Annotated in this window: 16 protein-coding genes and 1 riboswitch; of the genes, 14 read left to right on the forward strand and 2 right to left on the reverse strand. The window is 63.8% G+C overall.

Annotation, left to right across the window (positions count from 1 at the left end; translation table 11 throughout):
• Positions 1 to 3: 3 nt before the first annotated feature.
• The gene (locus ACXAC3_RS15745; protein ID WP_475162083.1) at positions 4 to 960 is read right to left on the reverse strand and encodes an NAD(P)-dependent oxidoreductase; all 957 of its coding nucleotides are present in this window, start codon (positions 958 to 960) and stop codon (positions 4 to 6) included.
• Positions 961 to 1,071: 111 nt separating this feature from the next.
• Here ACXAC3_RS15745 and ACXAC3_RS15750 point away from each other — a divergent pair, with 111 nt between their 5' ends.
• From ACXAC3_RS15750 to cobJ, 8 genes are all read left to right on the forward strand, one after another.
• Positions 1,072 to 1,956, forward strand: coding sequence for a LysR substrate-binding domain-containing protein (locus tag ACXAC3_RS15750; protein WP_475162085.1), 885 nt, complete (start codon positions 1,072 to 1,074; stop codon positions 1,954 to 1,956).
• A 72-nt stretch (positions 1,957 to 2,028) separates the two neighbouring features.
• Positions 2,029 to 2,235: riboswitch (cobalamin riboswitch) on the forward strand.
• 94 nt (positions 2,236 to 2,329) lie between these two features.
• Entirely contained in the window at positions 2,330 to 2,710 is a 381-nt protein-coding gene (locus ACXAC3_RS15755; protein ID WP_475162087.1) for a DUF1636 family protein, read from the forward strand.
• The gene (gene cobW, locus ACXAC3_RS15760; RefSeq protein WP_475162089.1) at positions 2,707 to 3,762 is read left to right on the forward strand and encodes a cobalamin biosynthesis protein CobW; all 1,056 of its coding nucleotides are present in this window, start codon (positions 2,707 to 2,709) and stop codon (positions 3,760 to 3,762) included. Before ACXAC3_RS15755 ends, cobW begins: the two co-directional genes overlap by 4 nt.
• A gap of 6 nt (positions 3,763 to 3,768) precedes the next feature.
• The gene (gene cobN, locus ACXAC3_RS15765; RefSeq protein WP_475162090.1) at positions 3,769 to 7,062 is read left to right on the forward strand and encodes a cobaltochelatase subunit CobN; all 3,294 of its coding nucleotides are present in this window, start codon (positions 3,769 to 3,771) and stop codon (positions 7,060 to 7,062) included.
• Positions 7,059 to 8,186, forward strand: a complete 1,128-nt coding sequence (cobG, locus tag ACXAC3_RS15770) for a precorrin-3B synthase (protein WP_475162091.1) — start codon at positions 7,059 to 7,061, stop codon at positions 8,184 to 8,186. Before cobN ends, cobG begins: the two co-directional genes overlap by 4 nt.
• Positions 8,186 to 8,815 carry a precorrin-8X methylmutase gene (locus ACXAC3_RS15775; RefSeq protein ID WP_475162093.1) on the forward strand — a complete coding sequence of 210 codons (630 nt, stop codon included), beginning with the start codon at positions 8,186 to 8,188 and terminating at the stop codon, positions 8,813 to 8,815. Before cobG ends, ACXAC3_RS15775 begins: the two co-directional genes overlap by 1 nt.
• Positions 8,812 to 9,540: a precorrin-2 C(20)-methyltransferase gene (locus ACXAC3_RS15780; protein WP_475162097.1), complete on the forward strand. Its 729-nt coding sequence runs from the start codon at positions 8,812 to 8,814 to the stop codon at positions 9,538 to 9,540. Before ACXAC3_RS15775 ends, ACXAC3_RS15780 begins: the two co-directional genes overlap by 4 nt.
• Positions 9,537 to 10,289 carry a precorrin-3B C(17)-methyltransferase gene (gene cobJ, locus ACXAC3_RS15785; RefSeq protein WP_475162099.1) on the forward strand — a complete coding sequence of 251 codons (753 nt, stop codon included), beginning with the start codon at positions 9,537 to 9,539 and terminating at the stop codon, positions 10,287 to 10,289. Before ACXAC3_RS15780 ends, cobJ begins: the two co-directional genes overlap by 4 nt.
• Here the strand turns inward: cobJ and ACXAC3_RS15790 are convergent.
• Entirely contained in the window at positions 10,262 to 11,011 is a 750-nt protein-coding gene (locus ACXAC3_RS15790; RefSeq protein WP_475162101.1) for a cobalt-precorrin-6A reductase, read from the reverse strand. The genes cobJ and ACXAC3_RS15790 overlap by 28 nt on opposite strands.
• Here ACXAC3_RS15790 and cbiE point away from each other — a divergent pair.
• From cbiE to cobF, 6 genes are read left to right on the forward strand one after another with little or no spacing between them, the layout of a single operon-like run.
• Positions 11,010 to 12,209, forward strand: a complete 1,200-nt coding sequence (cbiE, locus tag ACXAC3_RS15795; protein ID WP_475162103.1) for a precorrin-6y C5,15-methyltransferase (decarboxylating) subunit CbiE — start codon at positions 11,010 to 11,012, stop codon at positions 12,207 to 12,209. The two genes, ACXAC3_RS15790 and cbiE, sit on opposite strands and share 2 nt — an antisense overlap.
• Positions 12,206 to 12,574, forward strand: a complete 369-nt coding sequence (locus ACXAC3_RS15800; protein WP_475163464.1) for a cobalamin biosynthesis protein — start codon at positions 12,206 to 12,208, stop codon at positions 12,572 to 12,574. The genes cbiE and ACXAC3_RS15800 overlap by 4 nt, the downstream gene beginning before the upstream one ends.
• On the forward strand, positions 12,571 to 13,365 hold the full coding sequence (gene cobM / locus ACXAC3_RS15805; RefSeq protein WP_475162106.1) for a precorrin-4 C(11)-methyltransferase: 795 nt from the start codon (positions 12,571 to 12,573) through the stop codon (positions 13,363 to 13,365). Before ACXAC3_RS15800 ends, cobM begins: the two co-directional genes overlap by 4 nt.
• On the forward strand, positions 13,358 to 14,674 hold the full coding sequence (locus tag ACXAC3_RS15810) for a cobyrinate a,c-diamide synthase (RefSeq protein ID WP_475162111.1): 1,317 nt from the start codon (positions 13,358 to 13,360) through the stop codon (positions 14,672 to 14,674). Before cobM ends, ACXAC3_RS15810 begins: the two co-directional genes overlap by 8 nt.
• Positions 14,671 to 15,399, forward strand: coding sequence for a uroporphyrinogen-III C-methyltransferase (gene cobA, locus ACXAC3_RS15815; protein ID WP_475162114.1), 729 nt, complete (start codon positions 14,671 to 14,673; stop codon positions 15,397 to 15,399). The genes ACXAC3_RS15810 and cobA overlap by 4 nt, the downstream gene beginning before the upstream one ends.
• Positions 15,392 to 16,135 (forward strand): precorrin-6A synthase (deacetylating), encoded by a 744-nt coding sequence (gene cobF, locus ACXAC3_RS15820; protein ID WP_475162119.1) that lies wholly within the window; start codon positions 15,392 to 15,394, stop codon positions 16,133 to 16,135. The genes cobA and cobF overlap by 8 nt, the downstream gene beginning before the upstream one ends.
• The last annotated feature ends 7 nt before the right edge of the window (positions 16,136 to 16,142 follow it).

The following is a 16,142-nucleotide window of genomic DNA, read 5'->3' on the forward strand; positions in this document are numbered from 1 at the left end:
AAATCACGCGTCGGCGCGACCTTGGGGGATGACTTCGTAGCCGGGCTCCTCGGGTTCGTCGTCCAGCATTTCCGTCGGGAAACCCGGTGCCCGGATTTCCAGCCCCGTCGCATCCTCCAACCTCTTGATAATGTTCGGGGACAGCTCCCGCTCGCCATACCGGGCGATGGCGTCATCGAAGATTTTGATCATCACCGGGTTGATTTCCAATGGCACGCCAGCGCGGTCCGCGACCTCCTGAAACAGTCCGATATCCTTTTTCACAAGGTCCATGGTGAAGGAGATATCACGGGATCCGTTGAGAATGACCTGGCTTTCCGTTTCGTGCACGAACGAGGTGCCGGACGAGATTTTGATGGCCTCGTAAGTGGTATTGAGGTCCATGCCCGCAGCCTTGGCCGTGACCAGCGCCTCGGCACAGGTGATCAGGTTGGCTGTCGCCAGATAGTTGGTGAGAACTTTCAGAACCGATGCCGAACCCAGTTCGCCCGTATGCAGCACCCGCCGGCCCATCGTGGTCAGAAAAGGCAGAATGCTTTCAAACGTCTCGCGGTCGCATCCGGCGAAGATCGAGATATTGCCGGTCGCGGCGCGGTGGCATCCTCCGGACACGGGGCAGTCAACGGCAGCCCCGCCGCGAGCGATCACCTGGGCGCCAAGGCGTTTGACCTCGGCCTCATCCGTGGTCGACATCTCCATCCAGATTTTTCCCGGACCGACTTCTGGCAGCATCTCCTGCATCACAGCATCCGAAGCCGCAGGCGACGGCAGGCAGGTGATGACGGCATCGCAGTCGCGCATCAACTGCGCCGGTCCCTCAGCCGCCCTGGCGCCCTGTGCCACAAATTCCACCACCAGGTCCGGGTTCAGATCGTGAACGGTCAGGTCGATACCGTTGCGCAAAAGCGAGCCCGACAGCTTTGCGCCCACATTTCCCAAACCGATAAAACCGACTTTCATTTGTTCCTCCGGAAGCGTGTTCTGTGTTGTTTCGCGGCAAGTATCCATGTTGCCTTTCTGAAAGGAAAACGAATAATAATGCAGGTAATGGTCAGATTTTTTTGGTGATAAATGGACCGCCTGCCAAACCCCGCCTGGCTGCGCAGTTTTGAATCTGCCGCGCGGCATCTGAATTTTACAACCGCGGCGCATGAGCTTGGATTGACCCAGACGGCGGTGTCTCTGCATATCCGGTCTCTGGAAGCGGAACTGGGGCAAAAACTGTTCACCAGAAACGCGCGGCGGCTGGAGCTGACCGAACTGGGGCAGTCCTATTCCATGACGGTGCGGCGCGCGCTTGGCGACATCGTCCTGTCGACGAACAGCCTGTTCGGCCCGGCCTCCCGTCAGACGCTGACGGTAAGAGCGGCGATTTCGACTGCGACCTACTGGGTTGCGGCGGAACTGCCGGACTTCACCACCCGGCACCCGGGCATTCCGGTTCGGCTGGTGTCGCATATCTGGAACGACAGTATCGCGCCCAATGATGTGGACGTCGAAATTCGCCTCGGCTACGGCGACTGGCCGGGCGTAAAATCCGAGAAGCTGACGGCGGAAAGACTGGTGCCGGTGTGCCGGGCCGATGCCGGGGCTCCCGCCCTCGGCACGATTGGCGACGGCCCGTTGATTCACATCCTGGGATATGAGGACAACTGGGCGCGTTATTTCCAGGCCAATGGCATTTCCCCTTCGGACCGGTCACCCCGGCATTCGGTGGATACAACGGTGGCGGCGCTGCAACTTGTCATGGCGGGCGCGGGCTACGCCACAATTCTTGAACGGTTTGCCCGAAATGCAATCCGGCAAGGTGCGCCGATCGCGATTGCTGGTCCGGCGATTCCCTTTGCCCAGTCACATTACCTGATCACCGCACAGGGGGCTGCGCATCAGACAGCGGCGGCCGGATTGTTTTGCGCCTGGTTGCGGGATCGGCTGGGTACGGATGCCGCTGACTGACATTGGCAGGTCGCTTTTCCGACCTTGAGCATTTCGACACCTTGCTGATGCTTGACAACCCCCCTGCCCGTGCCGCATGTCCCTTGCGTTGGTGTCCTCGTAAGAGGATGAAAAGGGAATGCGTCAGCGGTACTCCGTCAAACGCAGCCGCCCCCGCGACCGTGACCGGAGAGGGTGCCCAATGCCACTGGCCCGCAAGGCCGGGAAGGCGGGACATCTGCCAGAGCGAAGCCTCTGACATCCGCAAGCCGGGAGACCTGCCAGCACCCGAAGATGTAACCGGACGGGGTGTTCCGGTGTCGGGTCCATGTGCAGACGCGTGGCCCGCATGAAACCCCGTCCCCCGCGAAGAGGATTTGGGGGGATGAGAGACATGACCGAGACCGCACCTGTCGAGTTGCTGGTCTGCACCACTTGCCGTCGTGGGCTGCCCATCGAAGATGACGCGCAGCGACCCGGCACCCTGCTGCACAAGGCACTTGAACAGGCTGATCTGCCCGAAGGCGTAGACCTGAAACCGGTCGAATGCCTGTCGAACTGCGATCAGGGCTGTTCCGTCGTGTTGCGCGGTGGCCCCGCACGCTGGACCTTTGTCTATGAGAACCTGAACGAAACCGACCACGTCGAAACCATCGTTGAGGGCGTCACCAAGTACCTCGCGACCCAGGATGGTCTGGTCAAATGGCGCGAGCGCCCCGAACATTTCCGCAAAAACTGTGCGGCCCGCATTCCCCCGATTGGAGCCCTGAAATGAGCACTCTTGAGAAACTTCCCGTCACTGTGATCACCGGCTTTCTGGGCTCGGGCAAGACCACGCTGGTCAGGCACCTGATGCAGAACCCGCAGGGCAAGCGTCTGGCCGTCGTGGTCAACGAATTTGGCGATGTGGGTGTCGATGGCGACATCCTCAAGTCCTGCGCCATTCCCGACTGCCCGGCGGAAAACATCATGGAGCTGGCCAATGGCTGTATCTGCTGCACCGTGGCCGACGACTTCATCCCGACCATTGAGGCGCTGATGGCGCTGGAGCCACGGCCCGATCACATCCTGATCGAAACCTCGGGCCTCGCCCTGCCCAAGCCGCTGCTGAAGGCGTTCGACTGGCCCGATATCCGTTCGAAAATCACTGTGGACGGCGTGATCGCGCTGGCCGATGCCGAAGCCGTGGCCGCCGGTCGGTTTGCGCCGGATGTCGAGGCGGTGGACGCCCAGCGTCTGGCCGACGACTCGATTGACCACGAAACGCCTCTGTCCGAGGTATTCGAGGATCAGATTTCCTGCGCCGACATCATCCTGCTGACCAAGCCCGATCTGGCGGGTCCGGAAGGTGTGGCCAAGGCCAAGGCCGTCATCGCCGCCGAAGCGCCCCGCCCGCTACCTGTGGTCGAGGTTGCCGAAGGTGCCGTGGATGTGCGCGTGGTGCTTGGCCTTGAGGCCGCCGCCGAGGACGATATGGACGCGCGCCCGTCGCATCACGACGGCCATGACGACCACGAGCATGACGATTTCGAAAGCATCATCATCGAACTGCCTGAACAGACCGACCCTGCGGCGCTGGTTGCGAATATCGAGCGTCTCGCCAACGAACTGAACATCCTGCGCGTCAAGGGCTACGCCGCCGTTCAGAGCAAACCGATGCGCCTTCTGGTGCAGGCCGTGGGTGCCCGCGTGCGTCACCAGTATTATCGCCCGTGGAAGCCCGGTGAGGAACGCCGCTCGCGTCTGGTGGTCATTGCCGAGCATGACGACATCAACGAGGCCGCGATCCGCGATATCCTTGTGGGCGTGGCCGAGGCCGCCGAGTAACCGCACATGCACGTCGTCTTCCGCGAAAGCCACGGGTTAGAGGAAACAGAGACCCCGACCGATCTGGGCCAGAGCCCGGCGGATCTGGTGGTGTTGTCGTTCTCCGACAGCGACCTTGGCGCTTTCGCGGCAGGCTGGCATCGCGGGGGCGGTGCCGAAGGGCGGATGCCGACGATGCGACTGGCCAACCTGACGGCGCTGAAGCATCCGCTGTCTGTCGACACCTATGTCGAACAGACGCTGGAGGGGGCCAAAGGCATCCTGATCCGCCTGATCGGCGGCGTGCCTTACTGGTCCTATGGGTTGCAGCAGGTGTTGTCACTGGCGCAATCCAAGGGCATTGCCCTGGCCGTATTGCCCGCCGACGGGCGAGAGGACACGCGGCTGGACGACTATTCCACCCTACCCGTTTCAACCCTGCGGCGTCTGGCGCATCTGTGCGACACCGGCGGAGAGGTCGCGGCACAGGCGGCTTTGGCGCAGATGGCGCTGGCGGCAGGGTTGTATGCCGGTCCGGTGATGGGGGCGAAAACGATCCCCGAATGTGGCGCCTGGTGCCCGGATCGCGGCGTGATCCCGGTGGACACAGCGTTTGCAGGCGACGCGAAACACATCCTCGTGACCTTTTATCGTGCTTATCTGACATCGGCCGATACCGCCCCAGTCGCGGCCCTGATCCACAGCTTGCGCGCGCGTGGTTTCGAGGCTGTGGGCGTGTTCGCCCCGTCGTTGAAAGCCCCCGCCGCCGCCAATTGGCTGCGCGAAAACATCGTGGAAATGCAGCCATCGGCGATCATCAACGCCACCTCCTTCTCGGGCAAGGGCGCGTCCGGCACCTCACCTCTGGACGCTGCGAATGTCCCTGTGTTTCAAGTTGCCCTTGCCACGTCACGCCGCAAAGCCTGGGCCGAGGCGGAACGCGGGCTGTCGCCTGCCGACCTCGCCATGCATGTCGTTCTGCCCGAGGTGGATGGGCGGATTTCGGCGGGTATTGCGTCGTTCAAGGAACCGGGCAAGCGTGACCCGCATCTGGAATATTCCCGTTTTGCCCACCGGGCCGAGTCTGAGCGGGTCGAAGCGATCATCGATCGTGTAACCGGCTGGCTTAACCTGAATGACAGGCCCAAGGCTGATCAGGTTCCGGCGCTGGTGCTTTCGACCTATCCCGGCAAGGACTGGCAGATGGCCCATGCGGTGGGCCTCGACGCTCTGGCCTCGGCCGAGGCGATGCTGTCCGATCTGCAGGGCGAAGGCTATGATACCGCGCCCGCTGAGCCAATTGCCGAGACGCTGCTGAACGCGCGGTTGTCATGGCCGTTGCAGGACTATCTGGGCGCACTGTCGGACCTGCCCGAACAACTGCGCGTGGATCTGCAAACAGTCTGGGGCAATCCCGAGGATGACCCGGTATTCGCGGATGGCGCGTTCCACTTCACCGCACTGCGTCGCGGCAAGGCGCTGGTCGTCCTGCAACCCGAACGCGGCACGCCCGAGTTGCGCGATGATGAGTATCACGACCTGTCGCGCACGCCGCGTCACAGCTATGTCGCCTTCTACCTGTGGCTGCGCAAAGGGCTGAGTGCGGATGCGCTGATCCATATCGGTGCGCATGGCACGCTGGAATGGCTGCCGGGCAAATCGGTGGCGCTGTCCGCCAACTGCTGGCCCGAGGCGCTGATCCGTGATCTGCCGGTGATCTACCCGTTCATCGTTAACGATCCCGGCGAAGCCGCGCAGGCCAAACGCCGGATCGGGGCCGTCACGCTGGGCCATATCCCACCGCCGATGAAGGAAAGCGGCACGCCGGACCGGATGGTGCGGCTGGAATCGCTGCTCGATGAGTTTTCTAACGCCGACGGGCTGGACCCGAAGCGTCGCGACCGGTTGCAATCGGATATCCGCGATGAGGCGCAGGCCATCGGTCTGGAAAACGAACTGGGGCTCAATCAGGCCACCTGCACCGCCGAGGCGATCACCCGGATCGACCGTTTCGTCTGCGATATCAAGGAAAGCCAGTTCGGCGACGGGCTGCACGTCTTTGGCCGGGTTCCGGATGTGACGGGCAATTTCGACCCTGCGCCCTCGGCCCATACCGAAAGCCGCGCCCTGATCGACGCGCTGGCCGGAAAACGGATCGAGGCTGGTCCTTCGGGCTCCCCCTATCGCGGGCGTTCGGATGTGTTGCCCACCGGGCGCAATCTCTACACCACCGACCCGCGCTCGGTACCCACGCGCGCCGCTTACACGCAGGGCGTGAAACTGGCCGAGGAACTGGTGCGGCGGCATTTGCAGGAAGAAGGCGATTATCCCAAGGGGTTGATCGTCGACCTTTGGGGTTCGGCCACTATGCGCACGGCGGGCGAGGAATTCGCCATGGCGCTGCACCTGCTGGGTGTGAAGCCGGTCTGGGACAAGGGTTCGGAACGGGTGTCGGGCATCGAGGTATTGCCAATCACCGATCTCAGCCGCCCGCGCCTGGACGTGACCCTGCGCGTCTCGGGCCTGTTCCGGGACGTGTTTCCAACGCTCTCCGCGCTATTTGGCCAGGCTGTGCGGGCACTGGCCGACCGCGACGAAGCCCCCGACTGGAACCCCTACGCCGGTCAGGCCCCGGCTGCGCGGGTCTTTGGCCCTGCGCCCGGCAGCTATGGTCTGAACATGACTCACTTGTCCGAGACCTATACCGACGAGGCCCGAATAAAAGCGGGCGAGGCGTGGCTGGACGCCAGTTCCTTTGCGTTGGAAGGCGAGCATATCGCGCAAGATGTCGATGGCATCACGCAACGCGTCGCCAATGCGGACAGCTTTGTCCACCTGCAGGACCTGACCGAGACCGACCTGCTGCTGGCCAACGACTATGCCACGCATGAGGCCGGGTTTGCCGCCGCCAAGAAAATCACCGGGGGCACTGCGCAGCTGTACCATCTAGACAATACCAATCCGGAAAACCCGCGCGCTCGGACGCTGCCCGAAGAAATCAGCCGCGTGGTGCATGCCCGTGCCGCCAATCCAGGCTGGATCGCGGGGATGCAACGCCATGGCTTCCGGGGCGCGGCCGAAATCGCGGCAACGCTGGATCACATGGCATCCTTCGCGCATCTCTCCGGCACCGTCGCGCCGCATCTTTTCGACCTCTACCACGACGCCACGCTGGGCGATCCGCAGGTCGAGGCGTTTTTGCAAGACGCCAACCCACGGGCGCATCAGGCCATGCAGGACCGGTTCCGCGCTTTGCTGGAGGCTGGTCTTTGGACCACGCGCCGGAATTCGATCCGCGCCGATCTGGAGGGGCTGGGATGAGCGCGCCCATTGTCCAAGGCTGGTGCCCCGGCGCACACCGTCCGATGATGTCCGGCGACGGTCTGGTGGTGCGCGTGCGACCGCGTCTCGCCCGGCTGAGCACAGAGCAGGCGCTTGGTCTGTGCGAATTGGCGGAACGGTTCGGAAATGGCACCATCGACCTGACCAACCGCGCCAATCTGCAACTGCGTGGGGTTCAGGAAAACGATCACAAGCCGCTTCTCGACAAGCTTGCAGCACTGAATCTGTTGGATGCCGAGCCCGGCATTGAGGTGCGGCGCAATATTATGGTCTCGCCGCTTTATCAGGCGGGCGATCTGACCGCGCGGCTGGCTCAGGAACTGATCGACCGGCTGGCCGAATTGCCTGTCCTGCCCGCCAAGTTCGGGTTTGCCATCGACACTGGTCCGGCGCGCCTGCTGGCAGCGGATTCGGCCGATATCCGGCTGGAGACCGGCCCTGACGGCCTGATCCTGCGCGCCGACGGGGCCGAAACCGGGCGGCGCGTGACCGAGGCGGATGCCATTGATCACCTGATCGCGCTGGCCCGGTGGTTCGCAGACACCTACCGGCCCGAAACCCGCCGCATGGCGCGTGTGGTCGCGGCGGAAGGGCTTGCGCCGGAATGGCAGGGCAGCACGGCAGGGCCTTTTGGGTTACCGATTCAGCCCGGCCCCTGCGATCCCGGCATCTTCTACGGCGCTGCCTTCGGGCAGTTGCCCGCGCGATCGCTGTTCAACCTGATTGACAAAAGCGGCGCTGCCGCCCTGCGCGTTACCCCGTGGCGTCTGTTCCTTTTGGAAGGCGGGGCGGCGATACCTGCCCCGGACTTTGTCACAGATGGCACCGATCCGCTGATGACAACCGACGCCTGCCCCGGCGCACCGTTCTGCCCGCAGGCGCAGGTGGAAACCCGCGACATCGCGCGTGCCTTGGCACCGCGCGTTCGCGGTAGCCTGCATGTCTCCGGCTGTGCCAAGGGATGTGCCCGGATGGGTCCCGCCGACGTCACTTTGGTCGGCCAGAACGGACGATTTGATCTTGTCAAACAGGGCCGCGCGGGGGATGAGCCCCGTCAACGCGGGCTGAGCACCGAAACACTAAAGACCATGGACTTCACCTGATGCCCTATGAATACGAAACCGATGGCGCGGCGATTTATAAGCAGAGCTTTGCCACCATCCGGTCCGAGGCCGATCTGGCCCGGTTTGACGCCGATGAAGAACAGGTCGCGGTTCGCATGATCCACGCGGCCGGCATGGTCGGGCTGGAAGAGTTCGTGCATTTCTCGCCTGGTTTTGTGGCCGCCGCCCGCACTGCGCTGGAAAACGGCGCGCCGATCCTGTGCGACGCCCGTATGGTCAGCGAGGGCGTGACCCGGTTCCGTCTGCCCGCCGATAACAAGGTGATCTGCACCCTGCATGACGACCGCGTGCGGCCGCTGGCGGCTGAGATGAGCAACACGCGCTCGGCCGCGGCATTGGAACTGTGGCGCCCGCATTTGCAGGGCGCGCTGGTCGCTATCGGGAACGCGCCAACCGCGCTGTTCCACCTGCTGAACATGCTGGAAGACCCCGATTGCCCCCGCCCCGCCGCCATCATCGGCTGCCCGGTGGGCTTTGTCGGCGCGGTCGAATCCAAGGATGCTTTGTGGGCGGCGCAGCTGGTGCCTTCGTGCATTGTCAAAGGTCGCCTCGGCGGCAGCGCCATCACCGTGGCGGCCATCAACGCCATCGCGAGCCGCGCGGAATGAGCGCGGGCAAGATATATGGCGTGGGCCTTGGCCCCGGCGACCCGGATCTGATGAGCGTTCGGGCGGACCGCCTGCTGCGCGCAGCCAAACACGTGGCCTTTTTCCGCAAACCCGGACGCAGCGGTCAGGCGCGCAAGATCGTCAATGGCATGATCCCTGGCGACGCGGTCGAATTCCCGATGGAATACCCTGTCACCACGGAAATCCCGGTCACCGATCCGCGCTATAACCAACTGCTGTCAGTCTTTTACGAAGACTGCGCCGCGCATCTGAAGGCGCTGTCGGACAAGGGAGAGGACGTGGTGGTTCTGTGTGAGGGTGACCCGTTTTTCTACGGCTCTTTCATGCACCTTTACAGCCGTTTGCGGAACGCAGTTGAAGTGGAAGTTGTCCCCGCGATCACCGGCATGTCCGGCGCGTGGACGGCGACGGGTGACCCGATCACATGGGGCGATGACGTCCTGACCGTTCTGGTCGGCACCCTGCCCGAAGACGATCTGGCGCGGCGCATGGCGCAAACCGACGCGCTGGTGGTGATGAAGATCGGACGCAATATCGACAAGGTGAAACGGGCGTTGAGAACCGCAGGTCTTTACGACCGCGCCTGGATTGTCGAATTCGCCCAGATGCCGAACCAGACAGTGACAAAGCTGTCCGAAGCCTGCGCGAAGGTGACACCTTATTTCTCGATCATCATCGTGCATGGTCAGGGGCGGCGGCCATGAGCGGCTGGGTCAAAATTGCAGGGCTGGGACCGGGCAATGAAGATCTGGTAACGCCCGAAGTCTCGGCCGCGCTGGCCGAGGCAACGGATGTGGTCGGCTATATCCCATATGTCGCACGTGTGGCGGAACGTCCCGGCCTGACCCTGCACGCCAGCGACAACCGGGTCGAGATCGACCGATCCCAGCACGCGTTGCAGATGGCGTCCGAGGGGAAACGCGTGGTCGTGGTGTCCTCGGGCGATCCCGGCGTGTTCGCCATGGCGGCCGCTGTGTTCGAGGCGCTGGAGAACGGCCCCGAAGACTGGCGCGACATCGACATCGACGTGCTGCCCGGGATCACCGCGATGCTGGCGGCGTCGGCGCGGGCGGGCGCGCCTTTGGGGCATGATTTTTGCGCAATCAACCTCAGCGACAATCTCAAGCCATGGTCCCTGATCGAAAAACGCCTGCGTCTGGCGGCGCAGGGGGATTTCGCCATGGCATTCTACAACCCGCGCTCAAAATCCCGCCCGGAAGGGTTTGTAAAGACCCTGGAAATTCTGCGAGAGGAATGTGAGCCCGAACGGCTGATCCTGTTCGCCCGCGCCGTTTCACGCGCGGATGAGGTGATCCGCGTCTCAACGCTGGCCGAGGCCACCCCTGACATGGCCGACATGCAGACGGTGGTTATCGTGGGCTCCTCGCTGACCCGTGTGATCGAACGCGACAGCGCCCCAATCGTCTACACCCCGAGGTTCACGCCCGAATGAGCCAGCCAGTCCAGAACCTGTGCGACACTCGACAGCTCGGTCCGCTGCGGCAGGGCCGGACGGTCGATCATCAGCACAGGCAAGCGCAGCGCCCGCGCGGCGTCCAGCTTGGCGCGTGCACCGGTGCCGCCTGCGTTCTTGGACACGATCAATTCACATCTGTGGCGCTGCATCAATGCCCGGTCATCCGCTTCGGTGAACGGCCCGCGCGACACGATCACGTCGCACTGCGGCAAGGGCAAGACATCCGGCTCATCGACCAGCCGCAACAGGTAATGGTGTTGGGGTTGAGCGGCAAAATCCTCAAGATGCATCCGGCCCACGGCCAGAAAGACACGTCTGGCCGCGCCGGACAATGCGTTAACCGCGGCGGCAATGTCAGGTACGTGGCGCCAGTTGTCCCCATCCTGCGCGCGCCACTCCGGTCGGGTCAGCGCAGCAAGCGGCACCCCGGCGTTACGACAGGCGCTTACGGCGTTCCCGCTCATCTGCGCGGCAAAGGGGTGGGTGGCATCGACCACATGCGTCACCTCGTTTTCGCGCAGGTAACGCTCCAGACCGGCGACACCGCCAAAACCGCCGACGCGCACCGGCATCGGTTGCGGGCGTGGCGTTCCCACGCGTCCGGCGTAAGAATAGGTTGCCGGGATGCCCTGCCCGGTCACGGCTTTGGCCAGCGCGTTGGCCTCGGTCGTGCCACCAAGGATCAGGAGGTTGGTCATGTCTGAAACTCCGTGGCTGACGGTTCTGGGCTTGGGAGAAGATGGACCGGATGGGCTGCCGCCTGCAAGCCGTCAAGTTCTGGACCATGCGGAAATCATCATGGGTCCGCCGCGCCACCTGACGCTGATCCCGGACAGCGCGGCAAAACGCGTTGAGTGGCCGGTACCGTTTTCCGACGGGCTGCCGATCCTTCAGGGGTTTCGCGGGCGCCCGACCGTTGTTCTGGCCTCGGGCGATCCCTTCTGGTTCGGCGCGGGGTCGGTGATCGCGCGGAATTTCGAGCCGGGCGAATGGACCGCGTTGCCCGGGCAATCGACCTTCTCGCTGGCCGCGGCGCGATTGGGCTGGCCGCTGGAAAGCACACAGACCTTTGGTTTGCACGCGGCGCCCCTGACGCGGCTGCGCCCGCATCTGGCCCCTGGATTGCGCGCCATCCTGCTGCTGCGCAATGGCGCGGCGGTGGCGGAACTGGCGACCTACCTGACCGAGACCGGTTTTGCCGACACCCGCCTGCATGTGATGGAAGCCCTTGGCGGCCCTCGGGAACGGGCGCGCAGCGTCTCGCTGACCGAGGCACTGCTGGGCTCGTTCGATCACCCCGTCTGCGTCGGGCTTGAGGTCGCAGGCACCGGACCCGCCTTTCCCAAGGCGTCGGGCAAGCCGGACGAGATATTCGAAAACGACGGGCAAATCACCAAACGACCGATCCGAGCGCTGACCCTCTCGGCGCTGGCCCCGCAAAGGGGTGAGCATTTGTGGGATATCGGTGGCGGTACAGGTTCAATCAGTATCGAGTGGCTTATGTGTGACCCGAGCCTGACCGCAACCACGATTGAGCCGCGCGCGGATCGCGCAGAACGTATCCGGCGCAATGCGGACGCGCTGGGTCAGGATCGACTGAGTGTCGTGCATGGCACCGCCCCCGACGCGCTGAACGGCCTGCCCTTGCCGGACGTGGTATTCATTGGCGGGGGCCTAAGCGCCGATCTGCTCGAATGGCTGCGTGCAACTCTGCCTAGCGGGACACGGCTGGTTGCCAATGCCGTGACACTGGAAAGCGAAGCCCTGTTGGCGCGATGGCAGGAGAAACTCGGAGGCGAGCTGTTGCGGATCGAATTAGCGCAGGCTTCCGCATTGGGCCCCCGGCGCGGTTGGAAATCCGCCTACCCGGTGGTGCAGTGGAGCGTGACCCTATGATCATCGCCGGGCTGGGATTTTCGTCGACGGCAACCGTGGACAGTTTGCGCGCGGCTTTTGAACTCGCCAGTACCGGGCAGAGCGTGGATGCCCTGGCCACCGTTGCCGACAAAGAAGGCCATTCCGCGCTGATTGATTTCGCGTCGGTCACCGCCTTACCCATCCATTTTATCGCGCCTGCCGAACTGGCGGGGCAGCGGACCCTCACATGCTCGAACCGAAGCCGGGCCGCCTATGGAACCGGTAGCGTCGCCGAAGCAACCGCCCTTGCCGCCGCCGGACCCGGCGCGCGGCTGACCACACCCAGACAGATTTCGGACGACCGGCTTGCAACATGCGCCGTCGCCATCGGAGGACAGACATGACCGTTCATTTCATTGGCGCCGGACCGGGCGCTGCAGACCTGCTGACCCTGCGCGGGCGCGACATCATCGCCGCCTGCCCGGTCTGTCTTTACGCCGGATCGCTGGTGCCCGAAGAGATCCTGGGCCATTGCCCCGAAGGCGCAAGAATTGTGAACACCGCGCCAATGGATCTGGATCAGATTATGGCCGAGATCGAGACCGCACATCAGGCCGGACAGGATGTGGCTCGGTTGCATTCCGGCGACCTGTCCGTCTGGTCGGCGATGGGCGAACAGATCCGCCGCCTGAAAGAGATGGGCATTCCGGTCAGCGTGACCCCCGGCGTGCCCTCCTTTGCCGCCGCTGCCGCCGCGCTGGGTACGGAACTGACCCTGCCCGGACTGGCGCAATCGGTGGTTCTGACCCGAACACCCGGGCGCGCATCATCGATGCCCGAGGGCGAGACACTGGAAAACTTTGCGCTCACCGGCGCAACTCTGGCGATTCACCTGTCGATCGGCAATCTGGACAAGGTGATCGCCGATCTGGCCCCGGCTTACGGTGCCGATTGCCCCGTCGCCGTTGTGTATCGCGCCAGTTGGCCGGACGAGCGGATCATCCGCGCGACATTGGCGACTTTGAAGGGCGCGCTGGACGAGAGCATTTCGCGCACCGCGCTGATCATGGTCGGCCCGGCGCTGGCGGGTGAAGGTTTTGACGAAAGCTGCCTCTATTCAAAAGATTACGACCGCCGCTATCGCCCGCAAAGCGCCGACAGCCCGTGGTCGAGATGGAGTCACGGCGATGACTAACCCGCCGGGCCTTCTGATTTCCGCGCCCTCCTCGGGCACCGGAAAAACTACGGTTATGCTGGGCCTGCTGCGGGCCCTTGCCGAGGACGGGCTGACCGTGCAGCCGTTCAAGAGCGGCCCGGACTATATCGACCCGGCCTTTCACCTTGCGGCGGCCGGGCGCGCCTCGTTCAATCTGGACAGCTGGGCGATGGGTGATTCCCTGCTAAACGCCATTTCGGCACAGGCCGAAGGCGCGGATATCGTTGTCGCCGAAGGCTCCATGGGCCTGTTCGACGGCGTCGCCAAACCCGGCGAATTGGGCCACGGGTCCAGCGCCGAGACCGCCTTGCGCATGGGCTGGCCGGTAGTTCTGGTGCTGGATGTGGGTGGTCAGGCGCAATCGGCGGCGGCCACGGCGCTGGGGTTCCGGATGTACAACCCCGACTTGCCCTTTGCCGGCGTGATCCTGAATCGCTGTGCCAGCCCCCGGCACGAACGCCTGACCCGGCTGGGAATGGAACGCGCGGGTCTGCCGGTTCTGGGCGTGCTGCCGCGTCGCGGAGACCTCACCCTGCCTGAACGCCATTTGGGTTTGATCCAGGCGGTCGAACACCCCGATCTGGAAAACGCGATTGTTGGTTATGCCGCGTTTCTGCGTGAACACGTGGATCTGGAGGCGATCAAACTGGCGGCCTCCTCAGGCCCCAATGGGCCATCGTTAGCCGCGCTGCCGCGGCCACCGGCCCAGCGAATTGCGCTGGCCCGGGATGCGGCGTTTTCGTTCACCTATCCGCATTTGCTGGAAGGGTGGCGCGCTGCAGGGGCGGAAATTCTGCCGTTTTCGCCCCTGGCCGACGAAGCCCCGGCGGCGGATGCCGATCTGGTCTGGTTGCCGGGCGGATACCCCGAGTTGCATGCTGGCACGCTGGCCAATGCGGGGACATTCCTTACCGGATTGCGCGAACATGCCGAATCCAAACCGGTGCATGGCGAATGCGGAGGTTACATGGCCCTGGGACAAGCGCTGATTGACAAAGACGGCGTTCGGCACCAGATGGCCGGGCTTCTGGGGCTGGTAACATCTTACGAAAAGCGCAAGTTCAACCTTGGCTATCGCAGGGCGAAGCTGCTGGCGCCGATGCCCGGGTATCCGACGGATACATCCCTGCGCGGGCATGAGTTCCACTATTCCTCAATCGTCGAGCAACCGGACGCCCCGCTGGCGCGCGTGTTTGACGCAGAAGGGGCCGAGGGGCCGCAAACCGGATCGGTGCGCGGCAATGTCACCGGCACGTTCTTTCACCTGATTGCCGAGGCCTCGGCATGAGCGGTTTCGTCTCGTTCATCGGTTCGGGCCCCGGTGACCCGGAATTGCTGACGCTCAAGGCCGTGGATCGGATGCAGAAGGCCGATGCGGTGCTGTTTGACGACCTCAGCAGCGGACCGATCCTGAGGCATGCGCGCGACGACGCCGATCTGGTGGGTGTGGGTAAGCGCGCCGGACGGCCCTCGCCCAAGCAGGACCACGTCAGCCGACTTTTGGTGGATTACGCCAGAACCGGTGCCCGCGTAGTTCGGTTGAAGTCCGGCGATGGCGGATTGTTCGGGCGGCTTGAGGAAGAACTGGTGGCCTTGCGCGCGGCCGGCATCGCGTATGAGATCATCCCCGGCATCCCGTCGGCTGTGGCCGCAGCGGCTGCGGCAGGCATCCCGCTGACCCGCCGGCTGACAGCGCGGCGGGTGCAGTTCGTGACCGGCCATGACGTCAGCGGCAAACTGCCCGAAGACCTGAATCTGCCCGCTCTGGCAGATCCGGATGCGACGACCGTGGTATTCATGGGCAAACGCACGTTTCCTTTGCTGGTCGAAGCCCTGCACGCCCATGGCCTGCCGCTGGAGACGCCCGCGCTGATGGCCGAATCCGTCTCGACCCCCGATCAGACGCTGCATCGCGCGACCGTTGGCGCGCTGTCGGAAAAGCTGAGCGCCGAAGTCGGTACGGCCCCGGCCCTGATCCTCTACGGTCCGCTGGCAGAGTTCGACGATGTTTGACCTGACCCTGATCGGCATTGGCACCGGCAATCCCGACCACGTGACCTTTCAGGGCGCGAATGCCATCCGGTCCGCGGATCTGATCCTGATCCCGCGCAAGGGCGAGAACAAAGCCGATCTGGCCGGGCTGCGGGAAAAGATCATTACCGAGGTAACGGATACGCCGCCCAGGATCGAATATTTCGACATTCCAAAACGCCGCTCGGACGATGGCTATCTGCGCGGCGTGGACGAATGGCACGATGCGATTGCCCTGCGCTGGCAGGCGGCCATCGCGGACCACCCGCAAGCCCGTCATGTCGCCCTGCTGATCTGGGGCGACCCGTCGCTGTATGACAGTTCCCTTCGAATCGCGGCACGGCTGAAGCCGCAGCCCGAAACACGCGTGATCCCCGGCATTACCGCCCTGCAGGCGCTGACCGCGGCGCATGCGATTCCGATCAACGATCTTGGCGCGCCCTATACTGTCACGACAGGCCGCCGCATCCGCGACGACGGCTGGCCGGTTGGCACCTCGAAAGTGGCTGTGATGCTGGATGGCGAATGCTCGTTTCAGAAACTGGACATGGCGGATTATGACATCTGGTGGGGCGCCTATGTGGGCATGCAGGAGGAAATCCTGATCCAAGGCCCTCTGGCCGATGTCGCCGGGCAGATTCTGGAAACCCGGGAGCGGGCGAGATCAGATCACGGATGGATCATGGATATCTATTTGCTGAAAAAGCGCGGGAACTGACCAAAAA

This window comes from Ruegeria sp. ABV4_181 (assembly GCF_056158465.1).

Coding starts and splice junctions, on each gene's coding strand:
- ACXAC3_RS15745 (WP_475162083.1), bottom strand. CDS start 960: ATGAAAGTCGGTTTTATCGGTTTGGGAAATGTGGGCGCAAAGCTGTCG.
- ACXAC3_RS15750 (WP_475162085.1), top strand. CDS start 1,072: ATGGACCGCCTGCCAAACCCCGCCTGGCTGCGCAGTTTTGAATCTGCC.
- ACXAC3_RS15755 (WP_475162087.1), top strand. CDS start 2,330: ATGACCGAGACCGCACCTGTCGAGTTGCTGGTCTGCACCACTTGCCGT.
- cobW (WP_475162089.1), top strand. CDS start 2,707: ATGAGCACTCTTGAGAAACTTCCCGTCACTGTGATCACCGGCTTTCTG.
- cobN (WP_475162090.1), top strand. CDS start 3,769: ATGCACGTCGTCTTCCGCGAAAGCCACGGGTTAGAGGAAACAGAGACC.
- cobG (WP_475162091.1), top strand. CDS start 7,059: ATGAGCGCGCCCATTGTCCAAGGCTGGTGCCCCGGCGCACACCGTCCG.
- ACXAC3_RS15775 (WP_475162093.1), top strand. CDS start 8,186: ATGCCCTATGAATACGAAACCGATGGCGCGGCGATTTATAAGCAGAGC.
- ACXAC3_RS15780 (WP_475162097.1), top strand. CDS start 8,812: ATGAGCGCGGGCAAGATATATGGCGTGGGCCTTGGCCCCGGCGACCCG.
- cobJ (WP_475162099.1), top strand. CDS start 9,537: ATGAGCGGCTGGGTCAAAATTGCAGGGCTGGGACCGGGCAATGAAGAT.
- cbiE (WP_475162103.1), top strand. CDS start 11,010: ATGTCTGAAACTCCGTGGCTGACGGTTCTGGGCTTGGGAGAAGATGGA.
- ACXAC3_RS15790 (WP_475162101.1), bottom strand. CDS start 11,011: ATGACCAACCTCCTGATCCTTGGTGGCACGACCGAGGCCAACGCGCTG.
- ACXAC3_RS15800 (WP_475163464.1), top strand. CDS start 12,206: ATGATCATCGCCGGGCTGGGATTTTCGTCGACGGCAACCGTGGACAGT.
- cobM (WP_475162106.1), top strand. CDS start 12,571: ATGACCGTTCATTTCATTGGCGCCGGACCGGGCGCTGCAGACCTGCTG.
- ACXAC3_RS15810 (WP_475162111.1), top strand. CDS start 13,358: ATGACTAACCCGCCGGGCCTTCTGATTTCCGCGCCCTCCTCGGGCACC.
- cobA (WP_475162114.1), top strand. CDS start 14,671: ATGAGCGGTTTCGTCTCGTTCATCGGTTCGGGCCCCGGTGACCCGGAA.
- cobF (WP_475162119.1), top strand. CDS start 15,392: ATGTTTGACCTGACCCTGATCGGCATTGGCACCGGCAATCCCGACCAC.